Raw genomic sequence first — 26,387 nt, 5'->3', positions numbered from 1 at the left:
ATTGATTGGCCGTCGCCGGATTCAGCGAAACACTTTCAAATAGTCGAATACTGATTGTTACTAACGTCAGTGGATTTTCGGCAGATACACTTCCCGACAGCGATTACGCAGACGACACCGGTCGAGCCGCACACCTTGTGCACCTCAAACAACGACCCGCGTTCGGCCGCCCTTCGTTTTGGGTCCATTTCAGCGCAGATGACGAGAACGCCATGGCCGGGCTAATTCCCCAGAGCTTCATTGACGACCTTCTGAACCGCACCGACATCGTCGACGTGGTCAGCTCGCGCCTGCAAATGAAAAAAGCCGGCAAGAACTACACCGCTTGCTGCCCGTTTCATAAAGAGAAAACCCCCTCCTTCAGCGTCAGCCCCGACAAACAGTTCTATTACTGCTTCGGCTGCGGCGCTGGCGGCAATGCCCTCGGCTTCATCATGGACCACGACAACCTGGACTTCCCCCAGGCTGTCGAAGAGCTGGCCAAAGCCGCCGGCATGGAAATTCCCCGCGAAGAAAGCGGCCGACCGCACAAGCCGCGGCAGCCCACCGATTCGCCGCTGTATCCGCTGCTCACCGCCGCTGCCGACTTTTACCGCCAGGCCCTGAAAAGCCATCCAGCGCGCAAAGCCGCTGTGGATTACTTGAAAGGTCGCGGCCTGACCGGCGAGATCGCCCGGGACTTCGGCCTCGGCTTTGCCCCGCCCGGCTGGGACAATCTGTTCAAACATCTGAGCAGCGACACCCTGCAACAAAAAGCCATGATCGATGCCGGCCTGTTGATCGAGAACGCCGAAACCGGCAAGCGTTATGACCGTTTCCGCGATCGCGTGATGTTCCCGATACGCGACAGTCGCGGGCGCATCATTGCCTTCGGCGGCCGGGTATTGGGCGATGACAAGCCGAAATACCTGAACTCACCGGAAACCCCGGTTTTTCATAAAGGCCAGGAACTTTACGGCCTTTATGAGGCGCGCAAGAACAATCGCAACCTCGACGAAATCATCGTCGTCGAAGGCTATATGGACGTCATCGCCCTCGCCCAGCAAGGCCTGCGCAATGCCGTCGCCACCCTGGGCACCGCCACCAGCGAAGAGCACTTGAAGCGCCTGTTTCGCGTCGTGCCCAGCGTGTTGTTCTGCTTCGACGGCGACCAGGCCGGCCGAAATGCCGCCTGGCGAGCACTGGAAGCTGCCCTGCCGTGCCTGCAGGACGGGCGCCGGGCGCGCTTTCTGTTTCTGCCCGAGGGTGAAGACCCGGACACCCTGGTCCGCTCCGAGGGCACTGACGCCTTCCGCGCGCGAATCAATCAGCACGCCCAGCCGCTGGCCGATTATTTTTTCCAACAGCTGACCGAGGAATCGGACCCGCGCTCGCTTGAAGGCAAGGCCCACATGGCCACCCTCGCCGCGCCGCTGATCGACAAAGTCCCAGGAGCCAACCTGCGCATCCTGATGCGTCAGCGCCTGACCGAAATTACCGGTCTAAGCGGCGAAGCCGTGAGCCAGCTGGTGCACAGCGCGCCCCAGGAAGCGCCGCCGGCGTACGACCCGGGCATCGATTACGATGCCATGCCGGATTACAGCGACTACCATCAGCCGCAGGCGCAAGAGATGTATGTGCCGCAGCAGGAATGGACGCCGAAGAAACCCGGCGCAGGCGGCAAAAAATGGGACAAGAAGCCCTGGGACAAGAATGGCAAGCGCGGCGGCGATCGCGATCAGCCTCGCGCGCCACGGGTACCGGCCGCTGTAGAGCCACCCACCTTGGCGGCCTTGCGCACGTTGCTGCATCACCCGCAACTGGCCGAAAAAGTCGAAGACGCCGGGCACTTCGCAGCCGAAGACCATACCAACACGCAACTGCTGGTCGCCCTGCTCGAAGCCGTACAGAAGAATCCCAAGCTAAACTCATTTCAGTTGATTGCGCGCTGGCACGGCACCGAACAGGGCCGACTGCTCAAAGCGCTGGCAGAAAAGGAATGGCTGATTGATGGAGATAACCTTGAACAACAGTTTTTCGACACCATTACTAGCTTGTCAGCCCGCCAACGCGAGCGAAACCTGGAACAACTTCTTCGAAAAGCGCGTCAAAGCGAATTGAGTACCGAAGAGAAAAACCAACTGCGCGACCTTTTAAGTCGCAATGTTTCCGCATCAAGCCCGACCTCAACTGGCGCGTGAGGTCATAGCTCAGGTATAATCCTCGGCTTGTTTTTTGCCCGCCAAGACCTTCAGTGGATAGGGTGTTATGTCCGGAAAAGCGCAACAGCAGTCTCGTATCAAAGAGTTGATCACACTTGGTCGTGAGCAGGGCTACCTGACTTACGCGGAGGTCAACGACCACCTGCCGGAGGATATTTCAGATCCGGAACAGGTGGAAGACATCATCCGCATGATCAATGACATGGGGATCAACGTATTCGAGGTTGCGCCAGATAAGGATTCCCTTATGCTGGCCGACGCCGATACCGACGAAGCCGCGGCCGAAGAGGCAGCAGCAGCGTTGGCAGCGGTCGAGACCGACATTGGTCGCACCACCGACCCAGTGCGCATGTACATGCGTGAAATGGGTACGGTAGAGCTCCTCACACGTGAAGGCGAAATTGAAATCGCCAAGCGTATTGAAGAGGGCATCCGCGAAGTGATGGGCGCAATCGCGCACTTCCCTGGCACGGTTGACCATATTCTCTCCGAGTACACTCGCGTCACCACCGAAGGTGGCCGCCTGTCCGACGTCCTGAGCGGTTATATCGACCCGGACGACGGCATTGCGCCGCCTGCAGCCGAAGTGCCACCGCCTGTCGACCCGAAAGCCGCTCCAGCTGCCGACGACACCGACGACGATGACGCCGAAGCAAGCGATGACGAAGAAGAAGCCGAAAGCGGTCCGGATCCGGTCATCGCCGCACAGCGCTTTGGCGCTGTCGCCGACCAGATGGAAATCACCCGCAAGGCGCTGAAAAAGCACGGTCGCCACAACAAGGCAGCGATTGCCGAGCTGTTGGCCCTGGCTGAGCTGTTCATGCCGATCAAACTGGTGCCGAAGCAATTCGAAGGCCTGGTCGAGCGTGTTCGCAGTGCCCTGGATCGTCTGCGTCAGCAAGAGCGCGCGATCATGCAACTGTGCGTTCGTGATGCCCGCATGCCGCGTGCCGACTTCCTGCGCCAGTTCCCGGGTAACGAAGTCGACGAAAGCTGGAGCGATGCACTGGCCAAAGGCAAAAGCAAATACGCTGAAGCCATTGGTCGCCTGCAGCCGGACATCATTCGTTGCCAGCAGAAGCTGACCGCGCTGGAAACCGAAACCGGTTTGACGATCGCCGAGATCAAGGACATCAACCGTCGCATGTCGATCGGTGAGGCCAAGGCCCGCCGCGCGAAGAAAGAGATGGTCGAAGCGAACTTGCGTCTGGTGATCTCCATCGCCAAGAAGTACACCAACCGTGGCCTGCAGTTCCTCGATCTGATCCAGGAAGGCAACATCGGTCTGATGAAAGCGGTAGACAAGTTCGAATACCGCCGAGGCTACAAGTTCTCGACTTATGCCACCTGGTGGATCCGTCAGGCGATCACTCGCTCGATCGCCGACCAGGCCCGCACCATCCGTATTCCGGTGCACATGATCGAGACGATCAACAAGCTCAACCGTATTTCCCGGCAGATGTTGCAGGAAATGGGTCGCGAACCGACCCCGGAAGAGCTGGGCGAACGCATGGAAATGCCTGAGGACAAGATCCGCAAGGTATTGAAGATCGCTAAAGAGCCGATCTCCATGGAAACCCCGATCGGTGATGACGAAGACTCCCATCTGGGTGACTTCATCGAAGACTCGACCATGCAGTCGCCAATCGATGTCGCCACTGTTGAGAGCCTTAAAGAAGCGACTCGCGAAGTCCTGTCTGGCCTCACTGCCCGTGAAGCCAAGGTGCTGCGCATGCGTTTCGGTATCGACATGAATACTGACCACACCCTCGAGGAGGTTGGTAAGCAGTTCGACGTGACCCGTGAACGGATTCGTCAGATCGAAGCCAAGGCGCTGCGCAAGCTGCGCCACCCGACGAGAAGCGAGCATTTGCGCTCCTTCCTCGACGAGTGATCACAAAACCCCCGGCCCAGGCCGGGGGTTTTGCTTTATGCAGATTAAATGCCCCGCGCCCCCCTCCCGCCGAATAGCCCGTCTACACTCGAAACATTCCCCCAAGCCATAACGAGACCGTTATGCCCAGATGGTCGACCGTGCTTTTTTTGCTGTCGCTGATGACCTGGACCGCAACGGCTGGCGCGCTGACTCTGACCGACGAAGAACGTGGTTGGCTGGCGGCTCACCCGGAATTGCGCCTGGGTGTCGACGCGTCCTGGCCGCCGTTTGAATTTCGTGACGAACAGGGGCGTTATCAGGGCCTGGCAGCGGACTATATCAACGTCATCCGGCAACGGCTGGCCGTCAAACTCACCCCCATCGAACCGGTCAGCTGGACTGAAGTCTTGCAGCAGGCCAAACAAGGCAAGCTAGACATCTTGCCGGGCATCATGTCGACCCCCGAGCGCCAGACGTATCTGTCGTTCACCCGCCCCTACCTGGACTTTCCGATTGTCATTCTGGCTCATGTCGGAGGCCCCCAACCGCGCAAACTCGACGACCTGTATGGGTTGAAGATCGCTGTGGTGGAAAACTACGCCCCCCATGAACTGTTGCGCACCCACCATCCCGACCTGAATCTGGTGGCGATGCCCAACGTCAGCTCGGCGCTGCAGGCACTGGCCACCGACGAAGTGGACGCGGTCGTGGGCGATCTCGCCTCCAGCGTCTGGAGCCTGCGTCAGCTCAAGCTCGACGGGCTCTACGTCAGCGGTGAAACACCCTATCGCTATCAATTGGCGATGGCCGTGCCCCCGAACAACAAGCTGTTGGTCAGTATCCTGGACAAAGTCCTGGCAGACATGAGCCCGAGTGAAATCAGTGCCATCCAGGAACATTGGGTCGGTAACGTCCTGGATCATCGGACCTTCTGGTCCGATGTGCTGATTTACGGCCTGCCAGGATTACTGTTTCTGATGATCGTGCTGGCAGTGGTTATCCGGATCAACCGCCGACTGAGTTCGGAAATTGCCCGCAGGGTCGATCTGGAACAGGAACTGCGCAGCAGCGAATACCATTACCGCGGGCTGGTGGAGAGCCTTTCAGCCATCGCCTGGGAAGCGCAGATCAGCGATTACACCTACAGCTACGTGTCACCCCATGCCCAGGACCTCCTCGGTTATCCCCTGTCCCATTGGCTGATTCCGGGCTTCTGGCGCAACATCATCCACCCCGCGGACCTGACTCGGGCCCAGACCTTCTGCGACCGTGAAGTGGCGGCCGGGCGCGACCACAGTGTCGATTACCGGGTCATCACCGCTGACGGCCGCTGCCTGTGGGTACGCGATATCGTCAGCCTGATCGAGCACGGCCATGAGCCGGTATTGCGTGGGCTGATGATCGACATCAGCGAAGCCAAGCGCACCGAAGAGGCGCTGCGCCTGTCGGAACAGAAATTCGCCTCGGTGTTCCAGCAATGCCCGGATATTCTGGTCATTGCGCGGCTTTCCGACGGCTGCCTGCTGGAGGTCAACGAAGCGTTCGAAGAACAGATCGGCCTCAAGGCCGAAGAGGTCATAGGCCACACCGCCACCGACCTGAACATCTGGGGCGTGCATGACGTGGGGCCGGGTTTGTTACAGCGGCTGCAGGCCGGCAGCATCCGTAACCTGGAGATGCCCTTTCGCCGCAGCAATGGCCAAGTGTTTACCGGCCTGATTTCCGCCGAACCTTTCGATCTCGATACGACCCCGGCCCTGGTGGTCGTCGTGCGCGACATCAGTCAGCTCAAGGAAACCCAGCAACAACTGCAAACCTCCGAAGAGAAATTCGCCAAGGCCTTTCATGCCTCCCCCGACGGCTTGCTGCTGTCCCGGCAGAGCGACGGCCTGCTGCTGGAGGTCAACGAAGGCTTCAGTCGCATTACCGGTTTCAACAGCGCGATGTCCGTGGATCGCTCAGCCCTGGACCTGGGAATCTGGGTCAATCTCAACGAACGCAAGCAGATGCTCGAGCTGCTGCACCGGGATGGTTTTGTCCGCGACTTCAGTTGCCACATCCGCCGCAACGACGGGCAGATCCGGCTCTGCGAGGTCTCAAGCCGTCCGCTGCCCATCGGCGATGAAGACTGCATGTTGACCATTGCCCGGGACATTACCGAACGGCACCTGATGCAGGAGAAGCTGCAACAGGCCGCGACGGTGTTCGAAAGCACCGCCGAGGGTGTATTGATCACCGACACCCAACAACACATCAGCGCGGTCAATCGTGCCTTCACCGAAATCACCGGCTACAGCGAGACAGAAGCACTGGGCCACACCCCTCGCCTGCTCGCCTCGGGCCTGCACGACAGCGCATTTTATGCGGCGATGTGGCATCAACTGACGGCCGAAGGTCATTGGCAAGGCGAAATTTCCAACCGGCGCAAGAATGGCGAGCTCTACCCGAGCTGGCTGACCATCAGCGCGGTGCGCAACCGGGACAAATCCATCACCCACTTTGTTGCGGTGTTCGCGGACATTTCCAGTCTCAAGCACGCGCAGGCCAAACTCGACTACCAGGCGCACCACGACCCGCTGACCGGCCTGCCAAACCGCACGCTGTTCGAAAGTCGATTACTGAGCGCGTTGAACAGCCAGCAGGATAACGGCGGCCAGGGCGCGGTGCTGTTCCTGGACCTGGACCGCTTCAAACACATCAACGACAGCCTCGGGCACCCGGTCGGCGATCTGCTGCTCAAAGGCATCGCCGTGCGCCTCAAGGAGCAGTTGCGCGATATCGACACCGTGGCGCGCCTGGGTGGCGACGAATTCATCATCCTGCTCCCCGGCCTGCAACAGTCAAGCGATGCCGATAACATTGCCACCAAGCTGCTGAATTGCTTCGCCGCCCCCTTCCAGGCCGGCGAACACGAGTTTTTCATCAGCGCGAGCATCGGCACCAGCCTGTATCCCAAGGACGGCGGCGACGTTGCCACACTGATCAAAAACGCCGACGCCGCCATGTATCGCTCCAAGGCCAAGGGTCGTAACCGGGTTGAAAGCTACACCCGCGACCTTACCGCCCAGGCCAGCGAGCGCGTGGCGCTGGAACATGAACTGCGGCGGGCCATCGAACGCAATGAGCTGTTTCTGTACTACCAGCCCAAAATCAGCCTCGACGATCATCGACTGGTCGGCGCCGAAGCCCTCATTCGCTGGCATCACCCCACCTTCGGCGATGTGCCACCCGAGCACTTCATTCCCCTGGCCGAAGAAAACGGCATGATCCTGCAAATCGGGGATTGGGTCCTAGAGACCGCCTGCCGGCAGATGTACGAATGGAATCAGGTCTATGAGTGCCTCGGCCCGCTCTCGGTCAACCTCGCGGGTGCTCAATTGCGCCAACCGAACCTGCTTGGCCGGATCGAGCAATTGCTCAAGGACAACCGCCTCAAACCCGACCTCCTGCAACTGGAGATCACTGAAAACTTCATCATGAGCCAGGCCGAAGAAGCACTGGCGGTGCTGCACCAACTCAAACGCCTGGGCGTGCAACTGGCAATCGACGACTTCGGCACCGGCTATTCGTCCCTGAGCTACCTCAAACGCCTGCCATTGGACATCCTCAAGATCGATCAGTCCTTCGTCCGCGGCCTGCCGGACGACCCGCACGACGCGGCGATTGTGCGCGCGATCATCGCCCTGGGCCGCAGCATGCAATTCACCGTCATCGCCGAGGGCGTCGAAACCCAGGCCCAGCAACAATTCCTCACCGCCGAAGGCTGCGAACAGATCCAGGGCTACATCGTCAGCCTGCCGCTTTGCCCCGACGAATTCGCCGCGACGTTTCTTCGTATAGCTATTTCAGACTTTTCGGATAGCACAGCTGAGAAACCGTCGCTATAATCCGCGGCCTACTGAGGGCCTATAGCTCAGTTGGTTAGAGCAGAGGACTCATAATCCTTTGGTCCACGGTTCAAGTCCGTGTGGGCCCACCATACTCAAAGCCGCGCATTGCGCGGCTTTCGTGTTTTTGGATCTACCACCTCTGATACAGCCCACACCAAAAACCCGCCACGCTGCGTGGTGAAATGTCCAAAGTCCAGAATCTCTTCGAGCACCTGGGCAAATACTCCCTCTCCGCGGAGATCATCGCTGGCTACCGCGACAAGCGCTTGAGGGAGCCAGGGCACGACGGAAACATCAACAACATACCGTGCGCTTGGAACTGGCCCTTTTGAGCCCCCCCTACACGGTGACCATTCAAGAGTGGGGACTGACATTCAACCCAGTGTTGAACAATCGCAACCCCAAAGCCCCGGCGGCGACAGAGACCGCCGTATGAGTCTGCTTTGGCACAACCCGATCTGGTCACCGCTCTGCTGCGGATTGATGAAGCCTTTACTTTGTTGCAGGACAGCCAACTTCGCTACGTGCAACATCCTCATTAGCCAAAGGTGTCCCGGTGCGTTGAACGATTTTGCGCTGTAACGCACGCAACGATGCGAACCGGTAATGAATGCAACTTTCAACCTCCCACACGTCCCCGGTTTTGATGTTTACCGAGTAATAACCAAGATAGGCTGTTGCTCCTGCCTTCGGGTTATCCCAGGAAAGAGAAAAATCGATATACCCTGGACGATCAGGTTTGCCGCTTGGAGGCAGAAGGTTATCGTCAATAAACATGCCCTTGTCTGACAAACGGTACTTCTCGTGCTTCAGCACAACAATAAGTACCTTCTTCGCCTGCTCCGTTGTCAAACCGCTCAGCGCAACATCGTCGGCTCCAAAAGGAAGCGTTCCAGCCGCTGCCACCGCCGAGGCCAGCGCAATAATTACGCCAAATAAAAGGTGCTTCATTGGCATACCATTCGTAATTTCACCATAGCAATCGCGTCGACAACCTTCTGTGCATAGTTTGCAGCTCCGCCCGTTTTAGGGTTTCCCGTATTGAAATGCACTCGGACAAGGGCTTGAGCGAACTCCCTCGGATCGGCCTTGCCTTTGACAGCCTGGCCGTACCGCGCAACAAAAGATTGGCCAGACTGAAGAAATGATGAGAATTTGGCGACTCTGACGTGGGGGTCTTTCCTTGCCACATCCTCTCCAATCTGAAGCGGTGCAGGCGCGTGCATCGAAAAATAGTTATTGTCTTCCACAGCAATGCGCCCTATGCCATGTTGGCTTTCATGCGCCGCCAAGCCAAGTACATTTTCAACCGGTACGTTCAGCATTTTTGCCAACACGGCACAGTCATTGCTGTACCTTTGAACGAACTGCACGGCAGTCAAGATGTTGCAGTAACTCATGATATTGAAATTCCTTTTTAGGTGTAGATGGTCTCAGAATCGAGGGAGCCGCAGGCCGGGGCCATGGCAATCAGTATGCGGGCGACCTCTGGCACATAAGGCAGGGTAAGCCCCCTATCGTGGCGCTCAGCGAGCGCGTGGCTCACGCCGCATACCGCGCCCGACTAAAAAACAGCGTAGCCCCGATGCCGACAGCATTGGTTGAATGCGATACCCGGATCGAAGCCAGCGATGAAAGGCGGCAGCATAAAATACTCGCAAACCCCAGAGCGACCAGGGCGATGCCCAGCCATTTTCTGATGCGGTAGGATTTCAGAGAGAAGAACAATAGCAGGAACACCGCGTAAGCCACGGCGTAAAGGCCATATTCGTTCATGGTCTTATCCGCCTTGATTCTTGATGATCATGGACGATCCGGAGTGCTGAGGGCCTGTGCCGCCGCTGACGCCTGCGATATGACCTACAAACAGGCCATTGCTCACAGTACTCAATTCGGGCGGCATAAGATTTGCGACAATGCCGAGTGAAATCTTCCAGATGAGCTCACACCAGGCACGAATCAGTACATCCACGGTACACTGAGTAGCTTGGATAACCTCCCCCCAATTACGTTCAAACCCACGAAATACAAGGCCTCCAGCTATGCCAACCTAACGTTCACCTACGAACGATTTCTCTAGGCATAGCAACTCGCCCGGCAACTCATAATCCTTTGGTCCACGGTTCAAGTCCGTGTGGGCCCACCAAACAAAAAAGCCGCGTAAATACGCGGCTTTTTGCTTTCTGAGATTGACGTTTGGGCAAAGAGATCAGACCAACCGAGCCACTAAGGCGACGACAACAAAAGCCACCAGAGCCAGCGCAGCGCCGAGTCCAAACGGCAACAGGATCGCTCGGGTCACGGTGGGGGCCGGGATACGCATGTCTTCGGCCAAGGCGACCATGTCTCGGTGCAACTGCTCAATATTGGCTTGAGTTGTGGGAGGTATGGACATACTGCGTCACCCTGTCGGAGCTCGGGTCGCGCCTTGTGCACTGCTCCGAGGCGGGTCGTGCGTCATTTTTCCTGTCTGCCGTCCAGGTTATATTTTGCGCGGACGGTGGGTTATCGGATGACGCCCGCCAAGGTTGTAGGCAAACTCCGAGAATTGCGTAATGGGCGCATTTGGGCACTTTGCCGCCTTGTTGGGCTTTTCTTCGACGGGATACTCTCCGGACGTCGCTGCCAATGTAGCGATTGGGTGTGGTAACCCGGCGAGGCTAAGCGCAACAGCGCCCCCATCACGACTTCAGGCGTTTTTTACGCCTGCAATCCTGTGTTATGGCGGCTGTGCGTAGGAGACCTTCGGGTCTGCCGGTTCCTTGACTCCCGGTTTACCACCCTGCGTACAGCTGCCACCCATTCGTGTGGTAACGAATGCGGCAGCTCCTCGAGTTAAGGAGCGCAACAATGAGCAAAACAACCGCAGAACTGAAAACCATCGGCTTCACGCCGCTCATATACCACTCGGATCAGCCACTGTTTCACGTCAGTGCTGGCGTCCCCATCGTCGACGCATTGACTCAAGCTTCCGACCTGCTATCCCTCGCCAAATCATTTGCCGAAGACGCAGCCTACGCAAAAGACACCGACCGCCACGCGTGGGCCGCACACTACCTGACGGCGATGAGCAAAGCGGTGATTGATGATGTGGTGAAGGTGCTGACACCGCGACCTGTCCGGACGGCGACGGAGTCCGAGGAATAGCGGTTGATAAGCTGTGAAATACACCGGTGCATGCGGTACAAAGCCCTGGGTGCGCTAGATCCTAAAAATGTTAACGCGGGCAAATCCGTTTGAGAGACAACAAAAAGCCCCGATGCTTTCGCATCAGGGCTTCTTGTAAATGCAGCAGAGTATTCCGAATGTGTTACCGATTTCACGTACGGATCTTACCTACGCAATTCTCCTAAAAAAACATTGCGGGGCGTGGTGCAGCACAATGTAGACCAGTATCGTCTGGCAAGCTGATTTATAAGGGAACCGGTAATGGCCGTGGGTAACTACATCGAAGCGGTTGAGATCATCCGGCGACTGGAGGGAGGCATCACGCGCCCCTTTCTGTGCCGAGCCAGCAATGACAAGCACTATGTGGCCAAGGGATTGGAATTACCGCCCACCGAGCGGATTGCCGAGCTGCTCTGCGCCCGACTGGCAGCTCAATTCGGCTTACCGATCCCCGAGCATGGCTATATCTATATTGACCCAGCCCTACTGCGCTACAACCTGGAAGCACGAAACGATCTTGGGCCTGGAGATAGCTACGCCCTAGCCTATGTCGCGGACGCTGCAGATATGTTGTATTCGCAAGTACAGCAGGTTCCAAGCGACCTGCAAAAAGCCGTCTTCATCTTTGATTACTGGGTAGGTAACGGTGATCGTCAGTTAGGGCCATTCGGCGGCCGACCCAACCTACTGATGTGCGGCCTCGACAATCAGCTGCAGCTGATCGATCACAATCAAGCGTTCAAATGGCCGCTGGATGCTCAAAAATTCGCACAAAGCCATGTGTTTGGCCCAAGCAATCGGACATGGCAGCTGGATCTGGTCGACAAAGTTGAATACGGCCAGCGGATGCACGACACTGCTATGCGGTTTCGTGACCTATGCTTGGACATTCCCGATGAATGGTGTGAATCCATCGGCAAACCGGGGCTCGACATTCTGCTCGAAGAAATCAAAAGCAACCTGATGCTCTGCCAATCGGACGAATTCTGGAGCGTCCTGCAATGAAATACACCTGCCTTTACAGCATCGTGCGCTTCGCGCCTTTTGCCGAAACCGAAGAATTTGCCAATGTCGGCATCGTTCTCTCGGCTCCAGCCATAGGGCGCATGGAGTACAGGCTCGCCCGTAAAAACCTGAAACGGGTCAATCATTTCTTCGAGTGCAGCAACCTATTCGCCAAGGCCATGGAAATTGCCCAGAATGAATTGGATAACGTTCGCCTCATGACAACAGAAGCCCAAGAGTCGCAGATCGTTAACCACTTTCGTTTCCTGACCGAGCCGAAGGAGTCACTGATTCGCTTTAGCCCCATGCGCTCAATATTGGTGGAAAACTTCGACGCGGCCCTCGGAACGCTATATAGCCGCTATATCGAACGCCAAGGCATAGGGCGTGATCGTCGCGAAGAGCTCATGGTTCGAGAAATTCGAACCATGTTCTCGGAAGCATCGATCCGCAATTTCCGTGATGACACCCTGATCGGCGACTTGACCAAACTGCACCTGCCCTTGGTTCACCGAAACGAGGTAGTGGCCGCTATCAAACCATTGGCTTTTGATCAGGCCGAACCAAGCGCGATACTCGACCACTGCGATCAGTGGCTGATGAAGTTCGTACGCGCCGAACAAGAAGGGATTATTCAACTAAAAAACGTACTAATCCCTGTCAGCACTCCCGCCGAGAATGAATCGCCCCGCCACCGTAAAGCGGTGCAGCTTGCCAAGACCAGCATCCAGGAGCGCGGTCTGCAGTTGGTCGACTTCCAGGCTACGCAGGCAATTGCCGCTTTCGCGCAGAACTACGCTCAGTAGTCTCATCTGGCGGCGATAGGCAAAGCGGCGATTGATGATGTGGTGAAGGTGCTTGCACCGCGACCTGCCCGAAACGCATCCGACGGCGTTCTGGGTGTTTACGCCCAAACACTCAACGCGGGAATGGCCTGCACCGGCTGCGACCGCTCAAGCATTTCCCCCGTCAACACAACCTCATACGTATCCGCCGGCCTACCCCACTGCTCCGCGATGACCATGCGCTCTACCAGAAGCCCTGCCAATCCAGTAATCGTATCGGCCAATGCCTCTACGATTTTTTGAGTGCGCAACCACAAGCGATCATTAATTTCTGTCAGCTCAGCAATGATGCTCTCGGACGACGCTGGATCCGTATCGGGGTAGGAGATATTTCGAAGCAGGTACCGCAACTCTCTTATTTTTGCGTAATCCTGTTCCGCTCCAAACTCTCCTTTCAGGATGGCTCCCGCTTTCGGCTCATCGACGTGTTTCTCGGGCGAATGCTTTGGAGGTAATGTCTGCCCCATCGCTCCGGCGAGGAGGACCATCATCCGGGCTTCCAAATGTTCCTTCATGGCTTCGATCGACGAAATTGACCGCGTCAAGGTAATGGAGCTCCCACCATGGTGCGTCAAGGCCATGGTGACTTTCAGGGTCACATCACCGGTTTCAAAGCCCAGGGCTCGGGCTACGACGTAGTGCGCCATTTCGTGATTCGCAATCTGCAGTGCATAGTCTCGCAGAGCAGCAGGCATGCTCTTCATTTCGATCCTCTCGCTTCACAGTCCCTGGTTGCGCATTCGACTACGAGTGACCGTTTGTGTCCATCCAATTGAGGTGGAGTGCCTGTAACATGCTTGGCCCTTGCTCTGTGCCGCTGGAGACGACCTTTGCCTGACACTCGCCCGCCCGTTCTCGACGAAATCGACCGCCAATTGATCGCGGCCTTGCAGATCAATGCCCGTGAAAGCGTGGCCATGCTCGCCCGGCAATTGGGGATTGCCCGCACGACCGTCACTTCGCGCCTGGCGCGGCTGGAAAAGGCCAGGGTGATCACCGGTTACGGTGTGCGCCTGGGTCAGCGCGTGATAGATGGCGGGTTGCAGGCGTACGTGGGGATTACGGTGCAACCGAGGTCCGGCAAGGAGGTGTTGCGTCGGCTCAGCGCGATGGCTCAGGTGCAGCAACTGTGCGCGGTGAGTGGCGAGTTTGACTATGTGGCGTGGTTGCGCACCGATTCGCCAGAGCAGCTGGATCAGTTGCTGGATCAGATTGGCAGTGTGGATGGGGTGGAGAAGACGACGACGTCGATCATCTTGAGTAGCAAGATTGATCGGGGGCAGCCGGTTTGAGTTTCAACCGATAACTCTTGATTGTCTGATCGGGCCTCATCGCGAGCAGGCTCGCTCCCACACCGAGCAGTGTGTAGCGATGTATCGTCACATTGCTCATACAATTAGCAAAACGACGACACTTTGCGTCTTATTAACGTGTTCTACGCTCTCTAGAATGGCTGCCATCTTTTCCTATACTCAGACGCGCATCCTGCGTCGGGTCGCCAGCAAGGTCAGCCATGAACAAGAACAATCGCCATCCTGCAGACGGTAAAAAACCGGTCACCGTTTTCGGCCCGGACTTTCCTTTCGCCTTCGACGACTGGATCGAGCACCCGGCCGGGCTGGGCAGCATTCCGGCGCACCATCACGGCGCCGAGGTGGCGATTGTCGGGGCTGGCATTGCAGGCCTGGTGGCCGCCTACGAATTGATGAAGCTGGGCCTCAAACCCGTCGTCTACGAAGCCTCGAAGATGGGCGGTCGTTTGCGCTCCCAGGCGTTCAACGGCGCCGACGGCATCATCGCCGAACTCGGCGGTATGCGTTTTCCAGTGTCATCCACGGCGTTTTATCACTATGTCGACAAGCTCGGCCTCGAGACCAAGCCTTTCCCGAACCCGCTGACCCCCGCGTCTGGCAGCACGGTGATCGATCTGGAAGGCAAAACCCATTACGCACAGAAACTGGCGGATCTTCCTGCACTGTTCCAGGAAGTCGCTGATGCCTGGGCCGATGCCCTGGAAGACGGTTCGCGTTTCGGCGAGATCCAGCAAGCCATTCGCGACCGCGACGTACCGCGCCTCAAGGAGTTGTGGAACACCTTGGTGCCGCTGTGGGACGACCGCACCTTCTACGACTTCGTCGCCACCTCCAAAGCCTTCGCCAAGCTCTCGTTCCATCACCGCGAAGTGTTCGGCCAGGTCGGTTTCGGCACCGGCGGCTGGGATTCGGACTTCCCCAACTCGATGCTGGAAATCTTCCGCGTGGTGATGACCAACTGCGACGATCACCAACACCTGGTGGTCGGCGGCGTGGAACAAGTGCCACAGGGAATCTGGCGCCATGTGCCGGAGCGTTGCGTGCACTGGCCTGAAGGCACCAGCCTCAGCTCGCTGCACAACGGCGCGCCGCGTACCGGCGTGAAGAAAATTGCCCACGCGGCAGACGGCCGCTTTGCCGTCACCGACAACTGGGGCGACACCCGTGAATACGCAGCGGTGCTGACCACTTGCCAGAGCTGGTTGCTGACCACCCAGATCGAATGCGACGAAACCCTGTTCTCGCAAAAGATGTGGATGGCTCTGGACCGCACCCGCTACATGCAGTCGTCGAAGACTTTCGTGATGGTCGATCGCCCATTCTGGAAGGACAAGGACCCGGAAACCGGCCGCGACCTGATGAGCATGACCCTCACCGACCGCCTGACCCGTGGCACCTACCTATTCGATAACGGCGACGACAAGCCCGGCGTGATTTGCCTGTCGTACTCGTGGATGAGCGACGCGCTGAAAATGCTTCCGCAGCCAGTGGAAAAGCGCGTGAAGCTGGCGCTGGATGCGTTGAAGAAGATCTACCCGAAAGTCGACATCGCCGCGCGGATCATCGGCGATCCGATCACCGTGTCGTGGGAAGCCGACCCGCATTTCCTCGGGGCCTTCAAAGGCGCCCTGCCCGGCCACTATCGCTACAATCAGCGCATGTACGCGCACTTCATGCAGGACGACATGCCGCCCGAGCAGCGCGGGATTTTCATCGCCGGCGACGACGTTTCGTGGACACCGGCCTGGGTCGAAGGCGCGGTGCAGACGTCGCTCAACGCGGTGTGGGGCATCATGAAACACTTCGGCGGTGAAACTCACGCCGAAAACCCGGGTCCAGGAGATGTGTTCAACGAGATCGGTCCGATCGCCCTGCCCGAGTAAGAGGAATCCGAAATGCGCGTAGCCCTTTACCAATGTCCACCGCTGCCCCTGGATGTCGCAGGTAATCTGCAACGCCTGCATCAACTGGCGCTGGAGGCCAAGGGCGCAGACTTGCTGGTGCTGCCGGAGATGTTCCTGACCGGCTACAACATCGGCGCCGATGCAGTCAGCGTGCTGGCGGAGGTGCACAACGGTGAATCGGCGCAGCACATCGCGCGCATTGCCAAAGCGACGGGGATCGCCATTTTGTATGGCTACCCGGAGCGTACCGAAGACGGGCAGATCTACAACGCCGTGCAGTTGATCGACGCCAAGGGCGAACGGTTGTGCAACTACCGCAAGACTCACTTGTTCGGCGACCTCGATCACTCGATGTTCAGCCCCGGGCCGGATGAGTTTCCGCTGGTTGAACTCAACGGCTGGAAGCTTGGCTTTTTGATCTGCTACGACCTGGAGTTCCCGGAAAACGCCCGGCGCCTGGCCTTGGCCGGTGCCGAACTGATTCTGGTGCCGACGGCGAACATGATTCCCTACGATTTCATCGCCGACGTCACCGTCCGCGCACGCGCCTTCGAAAACCAGTGTTATGTGGCTTACGCCAACTACTGCGGGCACGAAGGCGATATCCAGTATTGCGGCCAGAGCAGCATCGCCGCGCCGGATGGCAGCCGCATCGCCCAGGCCGGACTTGATGAAGCGCTGATTGTCGGTGAACTGGATCGTCAGCTGATGATCGATTCCCGCGCCGCCAATCGCTACTTCCTCGATCGCCGTCCCGAGCTATACGGCGAGCTGAACAAGGCCTAATCCGCTAGCATGAGCGCTTCTCTGCTCTGGAAGTGCTCATGCCTGCGCCGAATCACCCTCGCCTCCACACTGAAACCCTCGCCAACGGCCTGCGGGTGACGCTGCGTCATGCTCCGGAATTGAAGCGCTGCGCCGCCACGTTGCGGGTCGCTGCCGGCAGTCACGACGTGCCATTGGCCTGGCCGGGGCTGGCGCACTTTCTTGAGCATTTGCTGTTCCTGGGTACAGAGCGCTTTCCCGCAGAGCAAGGGCTGATGGCCTACGTACAAGGTCATGGCGGGCAGGTGAATGCGCGCACCAGCGAACGTACGACGGACTTCTTTTTCGAGCTGCCGTCTCAGGCGTTTAGGGATGGGCTGGAGCGTCTGTCAGACATGCTCGCTCATCCGCGTATGAATCCGGACGATCAGCGACGGGAACGGGAAGTGCTGCACGCCGAATTTGTCGCCTGGTCGCGGGATGCGACAGCCCAGCAACAATTTGCATTGTTTGATGGACTGTCGGCAGCTCACCCATTGCGGGCATTTCATGCTGGAAACCGCTACAGCCTGCCGGTGCCACAACTCGAATTTCAGCAAGCATTGAAGGACTTCTATCAGCAGTTTTACCAGACCGGACAAATGACGCTGAGTTTGGCCGGGCCACAGAGTCTCGATGAATTGAAAGAGATGGCTCAGGCGTTTGCCGCTGCTATTACCCCCGGCGAAAAAATCTCTCAGACAAATCCCACCCTGTTGATGGATTCTTCAGACAATAGTTATCAACAGGCTGGAGCGCGTCGGCTGGATTTGCTGTTCACCTTCGAAGCGCTGCCCGACTCATCGCCCGAAGCGCTGGCGTTCCTGTGCCATTGGTTGAACGCCGCAAAACCCGGCGGCCTGTTGGCACAGCTACGAGACTCCGGTCTGGCGGACACCCTGAAAGCCGCGCCGCTCTATCACTACGCCGGGCAAGCCCTGCTGCACATCGAATTCACACGGCCCGCCAACACCACGCAACCGGCCAGCATGATCCGCGAACGGCTTCTGGATTGGCTGGTTTTTTTTGCCTCCCGCCAGGATTGGACCGAGCTACGCGAAGAGTATGCAGTTCTGCTACAGCGCCAGCAGCAAGTCAGCAGCGCCTTGCAACTGGCCCAACGGGACAGCGGGCAACTTGAATTGGGGTTATCCAAACAGGGCGTCGTTGCCCTCAAGGCAATCCTGAAACAAATCGGTGCTGTGGATAACTTCACCGGCCAGTGGCAACTACCGACACCCAACCCGTTTTTGCGCGCCGAGACTCCAGCCTCGAATGCCGGATTGATTCGCGGCCAGACCAGCGCCCATCGCGGCCTGCGGACTTTTGCCCAGGATCGCTCACGCAGTCGCCGCGAACGATCGCCGATGCAGTTCAGTCAGGCGTTGCCGGATAACACGGATGAAGGTGCGGTTTATCTGCGCTGGCGCCTGGAGTTCGCACCTCACAGCCGCCTTCAGTCGAATCTGGAAAACAGCCTGCGGATGCTGCGCGAAGATGCGCGTCAGGCCGGTGTCGACTTTTCCTTCAGCGCTTCGGGCAATGAATGGCTGCTGAAGATGACGGGCCTGCAGGAACCGATGCCGACAGTCCTCGAACATGCGCTGAAAGAACTGACAAACCCTGATGCCCGCTTCTTACAGGAAGAACCGACAGTCATTGCGTTGATGCCGATTCGACAGCTGCTCAAGGCATTGCCCGATCTATGCCTTGAGCACACCGCAGCCTCAGATGACCTACAGCAACTCTGCTCGAGCGCACGCTGGGATGGCCTGGCGGCAGGCCTGTCAGCCCAGACACAAGCCGCGATGGGGCTAGCCTTGAGTCGTATTCCCGGCACGGCGGACAGTCAATTGACGCCGTCTCCGTCGATTCGCTCGCAGCGTCTCTGGAGTACCGTCGCCACCGAATCCAGCGAACACGCGCTGCTGCTCTTTTGTCCGACAGCAACCCATGACATCGCCGATGAGGCCGCCTGGCGTTTGCTCGCACACGTATGCCAGACGCCGTTCTACCAGCGCCTGCGGGTGGAGCTGCAGCTCGGTTACGCGGTATTCAGCGGACTACGCCAGTTAAACGGTCAGACCGGGCTGCTATTCGGCGTGCAATCACCGAGCGTCGCGCCTCTGGATTTGCTGGAGCACATCGAACAGTTCCTCAGCAAGCTGGAAGGGATGATCGAAAGCATCGATGACGCGACTTTCATCGCTCAGCGCCAAGCCCTGGCCAATCAATTCGACAGCACGGCCCTGCCCAACGCCCAAGCCGCCGAACTGCTCTGGCAGGGCAAACTGGCCGGCCACTCGTCGGATTACCTGAAACATCTGCCTCAGGCGATTCTGATGATCGACCGTGAAGCCTTGCTGGCGGCGGCACAACGACTGAATCGGGCCGACGGTGGATGGCGCTGTCTGGCCAGCGGACCGTGCCCGTCTACGCTTTGGCAAGTGGCAAAATGATCATTACCGGCGCTGCAATTAGCTTTCTCAAAGATTCGTGGCCAATCGCTGTGTAATTTTGAGTAACATAGCCGCCTAACTATCTGAACATCTCCGACTGGAGGTGGACTATATGTATAGGTCTCGACTGTCCCATCCACCTGAAGGAGCGCTTCTATGTCCTGGTCCAAACCTGCTTACACCGACCTGCGTATCGGCTTCGAAGTCACCATGTACTTCGCAAGCCGCTAAGCTCTGCCGTCTGGTAGAGAATGCAGTGCTACGCCTCGGCTCGCCGGGGCGTTTTTATTTTCAGTTTTCAATGATGGAGCGGCCATGTTTGTCCAGATTCTAGGTTCCGCCGCCGGCGGCGGTTTCCCTCAGTGGAACTGCAACTGCGTGAACTGCGCAGGTTTTCGCGACGGCAGCCTGCGGGCCGAGGCACGTACCCAGTCGTCCATCGCGATTTCCGATGACGGTGTGAACTGGGTACTGTGCAATGCTTCGCCGGACATCCGCGCCCAGCTCCAGAGTTTCGCGCCAATGCAGCCGGGCCGCGCGCTGCGTGATACCGGCATCAGCGCAATCATCCTGATGGACAGCCAGATCGACCACACCACCGGCCTGCTCAGCCTGCGCGAAGGCTGCCCGCATCAGGTCTGGTGCACCGACATGGTCCACGAAGACCTAAGCACCGGTTTTCCGTTGTTCACCATGCTGACCCACTGGAACGGCGGGTTGAACTGGAACCGTATCGAACTCGATCAGAGCTTCACCGTCCCGGCCTGCCCCAACCTGCGCTTCACCCCGCTGCCCCTGCGTAGTGCCGCCCCGCCGTACTCGCCACATCGCTTTGACCCGCACCCGGGCGACAACATCGGCCTGATCGTCGAAGACCTGAGCACCGGCGGCAAACTGTTCTATGCACCGGGCCTGGGCAAGGTCGACGCAGCACTGATGAAGATCATGGCCAGCAGCGATTGTCTGTTGGTGGATGGCACGATGTGGGACGACGACGAAATGCAGCGTCGTGGCGTCGGCACGCGTACCGGCCGGGAGATGGGCCACTTGGCGCAGAACGGCCCCGGCGGCATGCTCGAAGTGCTGGAACAGTTGCCCAAACAGCGCAAAGTGCTTATCCACATCAACAACACCAACCCGATTCTCGACGAGGATTCGCCGGAGCGTGCGGAGTTGGTTCGGCGCGAGGTTGAAGTGGCGTATGACGGCATGAGTATTGTTTTGTAGCGGATGGCCTCTTCGCGAGCAAGCCTCGCTCCTACAGAGATAGCGCTACCCCTTGTAGGAGCGAGGCTTGCCCGCGAAGACGTCCGACCAGACACCAAAGAATCCACCGGTTGTTCCCCCGGAGAACCGCAATGACTGACACCGCAATGTCCCCCACCGAATTCGAAGCGGCCCTGCGCGCCAAGGGTGCCTACTACCATATCTATCACCCGTATCACGTGGCGATGTATGAAGGCCGGGCAACCCGCGAGCAGATTCAGGGTTGGGTCGCCAACCGTTTCTATTACCAGGTGAACATCCCGCTCAAGGACGCCGCTATCCTGGCCAACTGCCCGGACCGCGAGATTCGTCGCGAGTGGATTCAGCGCCTGCTGGACCATGACGGTGCCCCTGGCGAAGACGGCGGTATCGAAGCCTGGTTGCGTCTAGGGCAAGCGGTCGGCCTCGACCCGGATCAGCTGCGTTCTCAGGAACTGGTACTGCCTGGCGTTCGGTTCGCCGTGGACGCCTACGTCAACTTCGCCCGCCGGGCCTGTTGGCAGGAAGCCGCCAGCAGTTCGCTGACCGAGTTGTTCGCGCCGCAGATCCACCAATCGCGTCTCGACAGCTGGCCGCAGCATTACCCGTGGATCGACCCGGCCGGTTACGAATATTTCCGCACGCGTCTGGGGCAAGCGCGCCGGGATGTGGAGCACGGTCTGGCGATCACGTTGCAGCACTACACCACGCGAGAAGGCCAGGAGCGCATGCTGGAAATTCTCCAGTTCAAACTGGACATTCTTTGGAGCATGCTCGATGCCATGAGCATGGCCTACGAACTGAACCGCCCGCCGTACCACAGCGTGACCGGGCAGCGGGTCTGGCACAAAGGAATCACCTTATGAGTTTCGATCGCAGCAAAATCCCGACATGGCGCACCGGTTATCGCTTCCAGTACGAACCGGCGCAAAAAGGCCATGTGCTGCTCTACCCGGAAGGCATGATCAAACTCAACGACAGCGCCGCGCTGATCGGCGGTTTGATTGATGGTCAGCGGGATGTCGCGGCAATCATCGCCGAACTGGGCGCGCAGTTTCCCGACGTGCCTGAGCTCGGTGACGACATCGAACAATTCATGGAGGTCGCCCGTGCTCAGCACTGGATCGAACTTGCCTGATTCCGTGTCAGACAAGTTACCGCCCAAGCCTGAAATCGGCCTGCCACTGTGGTTGCTGGCCGAGCTGACCTATCGCTGTCCGCTGCAATGCCCGTACTGCTCCAATCCGCTGGATTTCGCCGAGCAGGGCAAAGAGTTGTCCACCGAGCAGTGGATCAAAGTCTTTCGCGAAGCCCGGGAGATGGGCGCGGCGCAGTTGGGTTTTTCCGGCGGTGAGCCGCTGGTGCGCCAGGACCTCGCCGAGCTGATTGCCGAGGCGCGCAAGCTGGGTTTCTACACCAACCTGATCACCTCCGGTATCGGCCTCACCGAACAGAAAATCAGCGACTTCAAGAAGGCCGGACTGGACCACATCCAGATCAGTTTTCAGGCCAGCGACGAGCAGGTGAACAACCTCTTGGCCGGCTCAAAAAAGGCTTTCGCGCAAAAACTCGAAATGGCCCGCGCGGTGAAGGCGCACGGTTATCCGATGGTGCTGAACTTCGTCACCCATCGGCACAACATCGACAAGATCGACCGGATCATCGAGCTGTGCATCGCCCTTGAAGCGGACTTCGTCGAACTCGCGACGTGCCAGTTCTATGGTTGGGCGCAGCTCAATCGGGTCGGCCTGTTGCCGACCAAGGAACAACTGGTTCGCGCTGAACGCATCACCAATGAATACCGCGCAAAACTTGAAGCCGAAGGGCATCCCTGCAAGCTGATTTTCGTCACGCCGGACTATTACGAAGAACGCCCGAAAGCCTGCATGAACGGCTGGGGCAGTATTTTTCTGACGGTCACACCGGACGGAACCGCCCTACCCTGTCACGGCGCCCGACAACTGCCGGTGCAGTTTCCCAACGTGCGCGACCACAGCATGCAGCACATCTGGTACGACTCGTTCGGCTTCAACCGCTTTCGCGGTTACGACTGGATGCCCGAGCCGTGCCGTTCCTGCGACGAGAAGGAAAAAGACTTCGGCGGCTGTCGTTGCCAAGCATTCATGCTCACGGGTGACGCGAGCAATGCCGACCCGGTGTGCAGCAAGTCGGAACATCACGGCGTGATTCTCAAGGCCCGCGAAGAAGCCGAGCACGCGACCCAGACCATCGAACAACTGGCCTTTCGCAATGAACGAAACTCACGCCTCATCGCCAAAAGCTGAACCCTTAAGCGCCGCCAGGGCTGTCGCGGCCGGCATCGATTTCGCCGAGTTGCAAATCGGCAAGCATGGCCTGTTCTGGAACGAATACCGCCCCGAGGACGCCGCCTGCCGAATCTGGCAGTGGAGCGACGGCCAGGCTCATTGCCTGACACCGCCCACCTTCAGTGTGCGCAGCCGGGTGTACGAATATGGCGGCGGTGCATTTTGCCTGACCGACGACGGGCTGGTTTTCGTCAACGAGGCCGATCAGCAGCTGTATCGGCAATCGCTGACAGATGAGACGCCTGAGGTGCTGACTTCAAGTGAATGCCGTTATGGCGATCTGCAATTCGCCAACGGGCAGGTGCTGGCGGTTGAAGAGAACCGCGATCGACATCGCCTGGTGGCTATCGATCTGGCTGACGGCAGACGCCATCTGCTGGCCGAGGGTGCCGATTTCTACGCGGCACCGACCCTGAGTCCTGACGGTCGGCGGCTGGCCTGGATCGAGTGGAACCGCCCGCATCAGCCCTGGACCGCGACTCGCCTGATGGTTGCCGAACGCCAGAGCGATCACACCTTTGCGCAACCACGCTGTGTGGCCGGCGACGATGCTCAGGAGTCACTGCAACAACCGAGATTCGATGACAGCGGCCGTCTGTTTTGCCTGACCGATCGCGGCGGTTTCTGGCAGCCGTGGGTGGAATCGGCCAACGGTCTGAGCCCACTCCCGAGTGCTGCTGCCGACCATGGACCGGCACCTTGGCAACTGGGTGGTTGCACTTGGTTGCCGTTGAGCGACAACACTTATCTGGCGAGTTGGAGCGAAGGCGGTTTTGGTCGACTGGGGCTTCGTCACGGCGAGGGTTCCTGTGACGATTTCACGGGCGACTACAGTCGTTTCCGCCATCTCGCACAGGATGAGCAGTTCATCTACTGCATCGCCGCTTCGCCGCTCAGTTCGGCGGCGGTGATTGCCATTGACCGCAAAACCCGGCAGGTGAAGACACTCGCCGGTGGCGTTGCACCGCTGCCCGCCGAACAGATCAGCCGCCCGCAAACCCTGCGCTATCCGAGTGATTCGGGCGAGGCCCATGGGTACTTCTACCCGGCGATGACCGGCGACACGCAACCGCCCTTGGTGGTGTTCATCCACGGCGGCCCGACGTCGGCCTGCTACCCGATGTTCGACCCGCGAATCCAGTATTGGGCACAACGTGGCTTCGCCGTGGCCGACCTCAATTACCGAGGCAGCAGCGGCTACGGCCGCGCTTATCGCCAGGCGCTGCATTTGAGCTGGGGCGAGGTGGATGTGCAAGATGCCTGCGCGGTGGTCGGTTACCTGGCCGAACGCGGACTGATCGACGGCAACAAGGCGTTTATCCGTGGCGGCAGCGCCGGTGGGTACACCACGTTATGCGCCCTGGCCTTTCACAAAGTTTTTCGCGCAGGCGCCAGCCTGTATGGCGTCAGCGATCCTGTCGCGCTGGGCCGTGTCACCCACAAGTTCGAAGGCGATTATCTGGACTGGTTGATCGGCGACCCGGTACAGGACGCTGAACGCTACGCCGCACGCACGCCGTTGCTGCACGCGAACAACATCAGCGTTCCGATGATCTTCTTTCAGGGTGAACTGGACGCCGTGGTGGTGCCGCAACAGACCCGCAATATGGTCAAGGCGCTACAGGACAACGGCATTCTGGTCGAAGCCCATTACTACGCCGACGAACGCCATGGCTTTCGCAAGGCTGGCAATCAGGCCCATGCGCTGGAGCAGGAGTGGTTGTTTTATCGGCGGGTAATGGCGTTGGTGGACTGAAGTCTGCGCTCGGCACAAAAATGTGGCGCCCCATTCGCGAGCAGGCTCGCTCCCACAAGGGAAACGCATTCCAATGTGGGAGCGAGCCTGCTCGCGATGGCGATCTACCTGATGCTGAAAAACTCAGCGCTTGGCGATGATCTACACCGCATGCACGATCCCCGGAATATGTGGAGTCGGATCACGCCCCTCTCCAAGCACCGTGATAAAGACAAAAAAAAGCCCCACGCCAAAAGATTCAGGCGTAGGGCGCTGCGTTATACCGCGAGACGGTTCGGGAACTCGTGTAAGACGGGTCTGATCAGACTGCAATCCCTTTGCGGCACTGCAGTTGCGCGGTGCTTACGCGGGAGAAGGCGCGGGCCAGGCGCAGGAGCATTTCGTCGATAGTGGCCTTGCTGACAGTGAGGGCCGGGGTAAAGCGCAGGCAATCGGGTTGCGGGGCGTTGAGCAGCAAGCCTTCGTACAACGCCGCTTTGACTACGGCGTCAGCCGAGTCGTCGGACAGACCAAGACCCCAGAGCAGCCCTTGGCCGCGCAATTCGCCGTGACCGTAGCGATGAGCCAGACGACTCAAGCCTTCGCACAGATGCTGACCAGATTCCCGCACATGATCGAGGAAACCCTTGTCCTGCACGTTGTCGAGCACGACAAGACCGGCCGCACTCATCAACACGTTGCCGTGATGAGTACCGGTCATTTCGCCGGTTTCGAAACAACAGGCCTTGCCTCGCGCCAGCAACGCCGCCAATGGCACGCCACCGCCGAGCCCTTTGCCGAGCACGACGATATCTGCCCGCACGCCGTAGGACTGTTCGGCGAGCAAGGTGCCGCAGCGGCCGACGCCGGTTTGCACTTCGTCGAGTATCAGCAAGATGCCAAGCTCACGACACAGGCGCTCGACCTCTTTGAGGTAGTGCTCGGTGGCCGGAATCACCCCGGCCTCGCTCTGGATCGGTTCGAGCATGATCGCAACAGTCTGGGCGTCCACGGCTGCATGCAAGGCAGGCAGGTCATTGAACGGGACATGACTGAAGCCCGGCAGCTGCGGCTCGAATCGGTTGACCAGATTCGAACTGTCCGACGCCGAAATCGTCCCGAGACTACGGCCATGACAACCTTTACTGGCGACGATAATCCGTGAAGCACCGCCACGATGTCGCTGGCCCCATTTGCGCGCCAGTTTGATAGCCGCTTCACAGGCCTCGCTGCCACTGTTGAGCAGGTACGCCTGGTCACTGCCGGTACTGGTGCAGAGCCGCTCGGCGAGGTTGTGCATGCCACGGTTGTGCAAACCGAAACCTGGGTTGATCAGCGACTGAGCCTGTTCCGAAAGCACTTTGACCAGTACTGAAGGGCTGTGTCCGAGGCTATTGGCGCCGCTACCCTGTGAGAAATCGAGATAAGCACGATCATCGCTGTCCCACAACCAGGACCCTTGGCCCCGCACGAAAATCTGTTCCGGCCGTTCGACGCTGGGCATCAGGCACTCGCTGGAAAAGTTGTCGCTTCCGGGCGGCAGGGAGGCGCCCATCGCCAGGTCGTCAAGGCTCGGAGCCTTGCGTCGCAGGTTGAACAGATTCATCGGATAAAA

Annotated in this window: 22 protein-coding genes, 1 tRNA gene and 1 pseudogene; 18 read left to right on the top strand and 6 right to left on the bottom strand. The window is 58.7% G+C overall.

Annotated features, from left to right (window positions below):
- The first annotated feature begins 212 nt into the window (after nucleotides 1-212).
- The 5 genes and pseudogenes from dnaG to QMK51_RS02875 form a co-directional block, all read left to right on the top strand.
- Entirely contained in the window at nucleotides 213-2,180 is a 1,968-nt protein-coding gene (dnaG, locus tag QMK51_RS02895) for a DNA primase (RefSeq protein ID WP_320393128.1), read from the top strand.
- Nucleotides 2,181-2,247: 67 nt separating this feature from the next.
- Nucleotides 2,248-4,095: an RNA polymerase sigma factor RpoD gene (gene rpoD, locus QMK51_RS02890; RefSeq protein ID WP_258698783.1), complete on the top strand. Its 1,848-nt coding sequence runs from the start codon at nucleotides 2,248-2,250 to the stop codon at nucleotides 4,093-4,095.
- Between the two features lie 122 nt (nucleotides 4,096-4,217).
- Nucleotides 4,218-7,964, top strand: a complete 3,747-nt coding sequence (locus QMK51_RS02885; RefSeq protein WP_320393127.1) for a bifunctional diguanylate cyclase/phosphodiesterase — start codon at nucleotides 4,218-4,220, stop codon at nucleotides 7,962-7,964.
- A gap of 15 nt (nucleotides 7,965-7,979) precedes the next feature.
- Nucleotides 7,980-8,056, top strand: a tRNA-Ile gene (locus QMK51_RS02880).
- 57 nt (nucleotides 8,057-8,113) lie between these two features.
- Nucleotides 8,114-8,405, top strand: a pseudogene (locus QMK51_RS02875) (site-specific integrase); the annotation flags it as partial.
- A gap of 54 nt (nucleotides 8,406-8,459) precedes the next feature.
- Here the strand turns inward: QMK51_RS02875 and QMK51_RS02870 are convergent.
- The 4 genes from QMK51_RS02870 to QMK51_RS02855 all read right to left on the bottom strand — a co-directional run bounded on the left by QMK51_RS02870 (nucleotide 8,460) and on the right by QMK51_RS02855 (nucleotide 10,362).
- The gene (locus tag QMK51_RS02870; RefSeq protein WP_258698781.1) at nucleotides 8,460-8,918 is read right to left on the bottom strand and encodes a hypothetical protein; all 459 of its coding nucleotides are present in this window, start codon (nucleotides 8,916-8,918) and stop codon (nucleotides 8,460-8,462) included.
- Nucleotides 8,915-9,367, bottom strand: coding sequence for a glucosaminidase domain-containing protein (locus tag QMK51_RS02865; protein WP_320393126.1), 453 nt, complete (start codon nucleotides 9,365-9,367; stop codon nucleotides 8,915-8,917). The genes QMK51_RS02870 and QMK51_RS02865 overlap by 4 nt, the downstream gene beginning before the upstream one ends.
- 142 nt (nucleotides 9,368-9,509) lie before the next feature.
- On the bottom strand, nucleotides 9,510-9,743 hold the full coding sequence (locus tag QMK51_RS02860; protein ID WP_320393125.1) for a hypothetical protein: 234 nt from the start codon (nucleotides 9,741-9,743) through the stop codon (nucleotides 9,510-9,512).
- 433 nt (nucleotides 9,744-10,176) lie between these two features.
- The gene (locus QMK51_RS02855) at nucleotides 10,177-10,362 is read right to left on the bottom strand and encodes a hypothetical protein (protein ID WP_320393124.1); all 186 of its coding nucleotides are present in this window, start codon (nucleotides 10,360-10,362) and stop codon (nucleotides 10,177-10,179) included.
- 455 nt (nucleotides 10,363-10,817) lie between these two features.
- Here QMK51_RS02855 and QMK51_RS02850 point away from each other — a divergent pair, with 455 nt between their 5' ends.
- The 3 genes from QMK51_RS02850 to QMK51_RS02840 all read left to right on the top strand — a co-directional run bounded on the left by QMK51_RS02850 (nucleotide 10,818) and on the right by QMK51_RS02840 (nucleotide 12,946).
- The gene (locus QMK51_RS02850) at nucleotides 10,818-11,114 is read left to right on the top strand and encodes a DUF3077 domain-containing protein (protein WP_320393123.1); all 297 of its coding nucleotides are present in this window, start codon (nucleotides 10,818-10,820) and stop codon (nucleotides 11,112-11,114) included.
- A 282-nt stretch (nucleotides 11,115-11,396) separates the two neighbouring features.
- Nucleotides 11,397-12,140 carry a HipA family kinase gene (locus tag QMK51_RS02845; protein ID WP_258698777.1) on the top strand — a complete coding sequence of 248 codons (744 nt, stop codon included), beginning with the start codon at nucleotides 11,397-11,399 and terminating at the stop codon, nucleotides 12,138-12,140.
- Nucleotides 12,137-12,946: a DUF3037 domain-containing protein gene (locus QMK51_RS02840; protein WP_305410319.1), complete on the top strand. Its 810-nt coding sequence runs from the start codon at nucleotides 12,137-12,139 to the stop codon at nucleotides 12,944-12,946. The genes QMK51_RS02845 and QMK51_RS02840 overlap by 4 nt, the downstream gene beginning before the upstream one ends.
- 98 nt (nucleotides 12,947-13,044) lie before the next feature.
- Here the strand turns inward: QMK51_RS02840 and QMK51_RS02835 are convergent, their stop codons facing one another.
- Entirely contained in the window at nucleotides 13,045-13,689 is a 645-nt protein-coding gene (locus QMK51_RS02835) for a peptidase M41 (RefSeq protein ID WP_320393122.1), read from the bottom strand.
- 126 nt (nucleotides 13,690-13,815) lie between these two features.
- Between QMK51_RS02835 and QMK51_RS02830 the strand changes: the two genes are divergently transcribed.
- From QMK51_RS02830 to QMK51_RS02785, 10 genes are all read left to right on the top strand, one after another.
- A complete protein-coding gene (locus QMK51_RS02830; RefSeq protein WP_320393121.1) occupies nucleotides 13,816-14,277 on the top strand; it encodes an Lrp/AsnC family transcriptional regulator in 462 nt (153 codons plus the stop codon).
- Nucleotides 14,278-14,498: 221 nt separating this feature from the next.
- Entirely contained in the window at nucleotides 14,499-16,181 is a 1,683-nt protein-coding gene (locus tag QMK51_RS02825; RefSeq protein ID WP_320393120.1) for an NAD(P)/FAD-dependent oxidoreductase, read from the top strand.
- 12 nt (nucleotides 16,182-16,193) lie between these two features.
- Complete coding sequence (locus QMK51_RS02820; RefSeq protein ID WP_320393119.1) at nucleotides 16,194-16,988, top strand: carbon-nitrogen hydrolase family protein; 795 nt, start codon at nucleotides 16,194-16,196, stop codon at nucleotides 16,986-16,988.
- Between the two features lie 38 nt (nucleotides 16,989-17,026).
- Nucleotides 17,027-19,465: a pyrroloquinoline quinone biosynthesis protein PqqF gene (gene pqqF, locus QMK51_RS02815; RefSeq protein WP_320393118.1), complete on the top strand. Its 2,439-nt coding sequence runs from the start codon at nucleotides 17,027-17,029 to the stop codon at nucleotides 19,463-19,465.
- 156 nt (nucleotides 19,466-19,621) lie between these two features.
- Nucleotides 19,622-19,696 carry a pyrroloquinoline quinone precursor peptide PqqA gene (gene pqqA, locus QMK51_RS02810; RefSeq protein WP_009045898.1) on the top strand — a complete coding sequence of 25 codons (75 nt, stop codon included), beginning with the start codon at nucleotides 19,622-19,624 and terminating at the stop codon, nucleotides 19,694-19,696.
- A gap of 84 nt (nucleotides 19,697-19,780) precedes the next feature.
- On the top strand, nucleotides 19,781-20,692 hold the full coding sequence (gene pqqB / locus QMK51_RS02805; RefSeq protein WP_320393117.1) for a pyrroloquinoline quinone biosynthesis protein PqqB: 912 nt from the start codon (nucleotides 19,781-19,783) through the stop codon (nucleotides 20,690-20,692).
- A gap of 131 nt (nucleotides 20,693-20,823) precedes the next feature.
- On the top strand, nucleotides 20,824-21,576 hold the full coding sequence (gene pqqC, locus QMK51_RS02800) for a pyrroloquinoline-quinone synthase PqqC (RefSeq protein WP_258698769.1): 753 nt from the start codon (nucleotides 20,824-20,826) through the stop codon (nucleotides 21,574-21,576).
- On the top strand, nucleotides 21,573-21,848 hold the full coding sequence (gene pqqD / locus QMK51_RS02795; protein ID WP_320393116.1) for a pyrroloquinoline quinone biosynthesis peptide chaperone PqqD: 276 nt from the start codon (nucleotides 21,573-21,575) through the stop codon (nucleotides 21,846-21,848). The genes pqqC and pqqD overlap by 4 nt, the downstream gene beginning before the upstream one ends.
- A gap of 4 nt (nucleotides 21,849-21,852) precedes the next feature.
- Nucleotides 21,853-22,995: a pyrroloquinoline quinone biosynthesis protein PqqE gene (gene pqqE / locus QMK51_RS02790; protein ID WP_223487585.1), complete on the top strand. Its 1,143-nt coding sequence runs from the start codon at nucleotides 21,853-21,855 to the stop codon at nucleotides 22,993-22,995.
- Entirely contained in the window at nucleotides 22,961-24,793 is a 1,833-nt protein-coding gene (locus QMK51_RS02785) for a S9 family peptidase (protein WP_320393115.1), read from the top strand. Before pqqE ends, QMK51_RS02785 begins: the two co-directional genes overlap by 35 nt.
- Before the next feature lie 301 nt (nucleotides 24,794-25,094).
- Here the strand turns inward: QMK51_RS02785 and QMK51_RS02780 are convergent, their stop codons facing one another.
- Complete coding sequence (locus QMK51_RS02780) at nucleotides 25,095-26,378, bottom strand: aspartate aminotransferase family protein (RefSeq protein ID WP_320393114.1); 1,284 nt, start codon at nucleotides 26,376-26,378, stop codon at nucleotides 25,095-25,097.
- Between the last annotated feature and the right edge of the window lie 9 nt (nucleotides 26,379-26,387).

This window comes from Pseudomonas sp. P9_31, assembly GCF_034008235.1.
GTDB lineage: Bacteria > Pseudomonadota > Gammaproteobacteria > Pseudomonadales > Pseudomonadaceae > Aquipseudomonas.
This window is presented reverse-complemented; position numbering and strand designations above follow the sequence as displayed.

Excerpts from the sequence above, each read along its gene's own strand:
- pqqB (WP_320393117.1), top strand. The coding sequence starts at position 19,781 with ATGTTTGTCCAGATTCTAGGTTCCGCCGCCGGCGGCGGTTTCCCTCAG.
- QMK51_RS02885 (WP_320393127.1), top strand. The coding sequence starts at position 4,218 with ATGCCCAGATGGTCGACCGTGCTTTTTTTGCTGTCGCTGATGACCTGG.
- QMK51_RS02820 (WP_320393119.1), top strand. The coding sequence starts at position 16,194 with ATGCGCGTAGCCCTTTACCAATGTCCACCGCTGCCCCTGGATGTCGCA.
- dnaG (WP_320393128.1), top strand. The coding sequence starts at position 213 with ATGGCCGGGCTAATTCCCCAGAGCTTCATTGACGACCTTCTGAACCGC.
- QMK51_RS02840 (WP_305410319.1), top strand. The coding sequence starts at position 12,137 with ATGAAATACACCTGCCTTTACAGCATCGTGCGCTTCGCGCCTTTTGCC.
- pqqD (WP_320393116.1), top strand. The coding sequence starts at position 21,573 with ATGAGTTTCGATCGCAGCAAAATCCCGACATGGCGCACCGGTTATCGC.
- QMK51_RS02845 (WP_258698777.1), top strand. The coding sequence starts at position 11,397 with ATGGCCGTGGGTAACTACATCGAAGCGGTTGAGATCATCCGGCGACTG.
- QMK51_RS02780 (WP_320393114.1), bottom strand. The coding sequence starts at position 26,378 with ATGAATCTGTTCAACCTGCGACGCAAGGCTCCGAGCCTTGACGACCTG.
- QMK51_RS02860 (WP_320393125.1), bottom strand. The coding sequence starts at position 9,743 with ATGAACGAATATGGCCTTTACGCCGTGGCTTACGCGGTGTTCCTGCTA.
- QMK51_RS02785 (WP_320393115.1), top strand. The coding sequence starts at position 22,961 with ATGAACGAAACTCACGCCTCATCGCCAAAAGCTGAACCCTTAAGCGCC.
- QMK51_RS02870 (WP_258698781.1), bottom strand. The coding sequence starts at position 8,918 with ATGAAGCACCTTTTATTTGGCGTAATTATTGCGCTGGCCTCGGCGGTG.
- pqqF (WP_320393118.1), top strand. The coding sequence starts at position 17,027 with ATGCCTGCGCCGAATCACCCTCGCCTCCACACTGAAACCCTCGCCAAC.
- QMK51_RS02855 (WP_320393124.1), bottom strand. The coding sequence starts at position 10,362 with ATGTCCATACCTCCCACAACTCAAGCCAATATTGAGCAGTTGCACCGA.
- pqqC (WP_258698769.1), top strand. The coding sequence starts at position 20,824 with ATGACTGACACCGCAATGTCCCCCACCGAATTCGAAGCGGCCCTGCGC.
- QMK51_RS02850 (WP_320393123.1), top strand. The coding sequence starts at position 10,818 with ATGAGCAAAACAACCGCAGAACTGAAAACCATCGGCTTCACGCCGCTC.
- QMK51_RS02825 (WP_320393120.1), top strand. The coding sequence starts at position 14,499 with ATGAACAAGAACAATCGCCATCCTGCAGACGGTAAAAAACCGGTCACC.
- QMK51_RS02865 (WP_320393126.1), bottom strand. The coding sequence starts at position 9,367 with ATGAGTTACTGCAACATCTTGACTGCCGTGCAGTTCGTTCAAAGGTAC.
- rpoD (WP_258698783.1), top strand. The coding sequence starts at position 2,248 with ATGTCCGGAAAAGCGCAACAGCAGTCTCGTATCAAAGAGTTGATCACA.
- QMK51_RS02835 (WP_320393122.1), bottom strand. The coding sequence starts at position 13,689 with ATGAAGAGCATGCCTGCTGCTCTGCGAGACTATGCACTGCAGATTGCG.